This is a genomic window from Streptomyces sp. NPDC054840, assembly GCF_053611065.1.
Genome location: NZ_JBSGZP010000698.1, coordinates 1 through 3,785 on the forward strand (window position 1 = coordinate 1; position 3,785 = coordinate 3,785).

The following is a 3,785-nucleotide window of genomic DNA, read 5'->3' on the forward strand; positions in this document are numbered from 1 at the left end:
CGGCATGGTCCAGCCCACGACCCAACGACCCCGGAGCGCCGGGCGGACCGGGCGGCGCCGGCGGCTGACCCGCGCCCGGAGTACCGGGCGGACCGGGCGGCTGCGGAACGCCGGAGCCGGCCAGCATCGTGGCGGCGTGGTGCGCCCCGCCCCCGGGAGCCGCGGGCGCACCGGGGGGACCCGGCGGCGTCGACGGCCGGGAGATCCGGGCCTTGCTGGTCGGCGCGTCCGCGATGTCACTCGCCGACGAACCGCCGGCCGGACCGCCCTGTGAACCGCCGGCCGGGCCGCCCTGCGCATCGCCCGGCGAACCCAGCGCGGGCACGACCGCGGTCCTCGGCAGCTGGCTGCCGCCCGGCATGAGCGTGGTCTTCGCCTCCGGGGCCACCCCGGACGACGGCGCGTCCTCCAGGTCCGACCCGGACAGCGGCGGCGCGAACACGGTCGCGGGCAGGGGTACGGACGCGTCGTCCGAACCGGAGTTCACATCGGTGCCCGCCCAGGGCGTGGCACCGGTCGGCACCGGGGCCGGGGGCGTCGCCGGAACCCCGTCGTTGGCCGTGGGCTCGTAGGGGATCTCGCCCCCGCGCCGCAGCGGCACGGCCTCGACGGGCGCCGGTGCCGCGGGAGCCGACGCGGGCTCGGGCACGGGCGCGGACTCGGGCCGGACCTCCGCGGGCGCGGCCGGAGCCGACGCGGACGTCGACCTCGGCGCGATCCCCGCCCGGTCCGCGGCCTCCTGCAGCCACTCCGGCGGGCTGAGCATGAACGACGTCTGCTCCGAGTCGATCCGCGGCGTCGGAACCGAAGCCTCCGAAACGGCCGCGGCCACGGCCCCGTACTCCTCCTCGTACCGGCGGATCACCTCACCCACCGGCAGTCCCGGCCACAGCGTCACCTCCCCGCTGTCCCGTGCGATGACCAGCCGCTGCCGCCCACCACCGGACACGGGACCGGCCGCGCGGTCCTCCGCCCACACCACGAAGCCGAGCCCGAACTCCCGTACACGCACCTCCCGGTGCTGGTACGCGGGTACGTCCCCGTTGATCCACTCCTCGGCGCGCTCCTGCGCCTGCGCAAACGTCACCATCGCGCGCTCACCCCTCCACCGGTGCCGAACCCGACACCGGAACCGAACGTGCGAATCCGCCGTCCACCATCAGACCGGCCACCGTCTCCAACTCCGGCGGGTTACCGGCCAGCCGCTCGAGAAAGGCGTCGAAATCAGCTCCGCAGGGCAGCAACAACCGCTCCACGCGCTCCTGGACCGACCAGCCGTCCCGGTCGCGGGCATCGTCGTACGGAGAGAACCACACCGAACCGATGCCCTCGCCCTTGACCTTCAGCGCGAGCAGCCCGCCCTGGGCGAAGGCCACGCACAGGTAGTCCTTCGTCAGATGGTCGCGCAGACACTTGTTGGCGTAGACGAGGTCGTTGACCGCCGCCTCCTCACGCACCGTGAAGAACGGCTGGTCCACCAGCACACCGAGGTCCACGTCCAGGCCCGCGCCCACCGGCGCGCAGCCGCCCGCGGCCTTCAGGAACGAGCGGTACGCCTCCGGCAGCCGGTAGCCGAGGTCCTCCTCGACGCCCTGCACCTGCTCCTCGGCGACCGACACCACCGACTTCGGCAGCCCCATGTGCGCCGGGCGTACCTCCTGCAACGGCCGCGTGCCGCGCTTGTCGTGGTCCACCGGAGCCGTCGCCAGGCCCGCGTGATGCCGCAGCAGCGCCTTCACCTCGACCGGGACCAGCTCCATGCGCCGCGAACCGGCCACGTGGTGCCAGGTCCAGCCGTGCGGGGTCGCCACCGGCCCGACCGTGTCCCACAACTCGTGCCCGGCGGCCTTCATCGCCGCGTTCGCGGACACGTAGTCCGTCAGCCGCAGCTCGTCCACGCCGAAGCCCTCCGGCGGTTCGGCGATCTCCACGGCCGCGCGCGCGTAGGCGGAGAAATCCGGATGCCCATTGCCGTCCATCCGCACCCCGTGAGGATGCCGAGCGGCCCGGACCGGGTCCGGGAAGTGCACGACCTGCCCCGAGTAAGCGGCGTTGGGTGGCGCGGCCTGCTGCCCGAGCCGACCTGTCGTCATGGCGGTAGCCCCCTGCTGGATCTGGCTGGTTCACCACAGCCTATGCGCTGGGGCAAGAGCCTTACCCGCACCCGACCGGCGCACCCGCCCGAGGGCCAGGAACATCCGAATTGATACGAATATTCGACCCCGCTTCCGAATGACAGGTGACATTTGACAGGCTGTCCCCGCAGTACGGGGGCGTGAGCGACAGCGGTCACCACCGCCGCCACGGGAGGGAAAGCGCGACCATGCACAACACGGCAACACGTACAGAATCCGGCGACACCACGCCGGACGCACCAGGCGCACCGGGCACTCCCGGCTCCGCGCGCCCGGCCGGCGAAGCCGCCGGCCCCGCAGGTGATCCACGCCTGCGCTGGAGCAGCACCGACGGCCGCCCCGCCGTGCCCGTCCTGCGCTTCCGCCGGGACGGCATCCTCCCCACCATCGCCGCCGCCCTCTCCGTACGCGGCGAAACCCTCACCGGCACCGCCGGCAAGGCCGACCAGCCGCCCGCGCTCCACCCGCTCGTCCAGGACTTCCTCGACACCCTCACCAGCGGCCAGCGCGAACGTTTCACCGGCCGATGTCCGGAGGCGATCCTGCTCTCCCGCCACCTGACCGCCGTCGAAGGCGCCCGCTCCCGCCGCGCCTCCCGCAAACCCCTCTCGCCGAGCGAGGCCCGCCGCTCCCTCAAGCACGCGAAGATCACCGCCCGGCGCATCCGCGAGGACGGCGACCCCCTCCACGGCAGCTACGCACCGCCCTGCCGCTCCTGCGACGCACTCCTCGCCCACTTCGGCGTACGCTCCGTCGACCTCACCCCCTCCGAGAAGGCATGACCACCGCCTCCGCCTCCTACGACCGCTCCTCGGCCACCCGTTTCCCGGTCGCCGTGGACTCCGCCCTGCGCACCGCCGGCTGGGAACCCGGCCGGTGGGACATCAAGCAGGCCGAATACTGGGCCGACGCCCTCCGGGACCACACCACGCCCGCCGGGCACCGGCACACCGTCTTCCCCGCCGCCGTCGAGGCATGGGCCGAGTTCGGCGGTCTGACGGTCACCGGTCACGGCCCCGGCCGCCAGATCGCCCCGACGCCCGTCCGGATCGACCCGCTCACCGGACTGCACCTCGCGCGCACCTTCGCCGACCTCGGCCGGGCTCTGTCGACCCAGCTCTGCCCGCTGGGCGTCGAGGCCGACGGCGGCTCCCACCTCGGGATCGACCGCGAGGGCCGCGTCTACGGCATCGACCACACCGGCGACTGGTACCTCGGCCCCACCGTCGACGAGGCCCTCACCCTCCTCCTGACGGGCCTCCAGCCCACCCGCCTCACCACATAGCTCCCGCCGGGCCTGCCGACTCCGACCGGTGTCCTGCGGCTCGCCTCCGACCGGTCGGCGGTGCCGGGGCTCCGCGGCTCGCCTCCGGCCGGCCGGCGGCGAGGCTTGGTGGTGTGGGGTGGTGCCCCGCCGAAGTGTCTCCCCGTCCCCGCGGACCGGCCCGCACCGAGCCCGGATCCCGGCCCGGCCGGCTCACTCCCGGAACGCGCGCAGCCAAATCCAGCCCCGCCGGCGATCGAGGCGCGGGGGGCCGGGGCGGAGCCCCGGCACCACCGGGCGAGCCTGCGGCCGGCACTAGGCCGTCTCTTCCGGATCTTGCCGGGTCCGCGGCGTCCGGTGCCGCACCCGGCCGCGTTGTCGGGGCG

General features: G+C 74.4%; 3 protein-coding genes and 1 pseudogene. 2 read left to right on the top strand and 2 right to left on the bottom strand.

Annotated elements, in window-relative coordinates; all coding sequences use genetic code 11:
* Nucleotides 1-1,090 (bottom strand): annotated as a pseudogene (locus ACWGIU_RS32450) (SUKH-4 family immunity protein); the annotation flags it as partial.
* Nucleotides 1,091-1,097: 7 nt separating this feature from the next.
* Nucleotides 1,098-2,093 carry an SMI1/KNR4 family protein gene (locus ACWGIU_RS32455; protein WP_453711689.1) on the bottom strand — a complete coding sequence of 332 codons (996 nt, stop codon included), beginning with the start codon at nucleotides 2,091-2,093 and terminating at the stop codon, nucleotides 1,098-1,100.
* Between the two features lie 230 nt (nucleotides 2,094-2,323).
* Here ACWGIU_RS32455 and ACWGIU_RS32460 point away from each other — a divergent pair, with 230 nt between their 5' ends.
* Both ACWGIU_RS32460 and ACWGIU_RS32465 read left to right on the top strand, forming a co-directional pair.
* Nucleotides 2,324-2,917, top strand: a complete 594-nt coding sequence (locus tag ACWGIU_RS32460) for a YwqJ-related putative deaminase (protein ID WP_453711690.1) — start codon at nucleotides 2,324-2,326, stop codon at nucleotides 2,915-2,917.
* The gene (locus ACWGIU_RS32465) at nucleotides 2,914-3,420 is read left to right on the top strand and encodes an SUKH-3 domain-containing protein (protein WP_453711691.1); all 507 of its coding nucleotides are present in this window, start codon (nucleotides 2,914-2,916) and stop codon (nucleotides 3,418-3,420) included. Before ACWGIU_RS32460 ends, ACWGIU_RS32465 begins: the two co-directional genes overlap by 4 nt.
* Nucleotides 3,421-3,785: the final 365 nt, after the last annotated feature.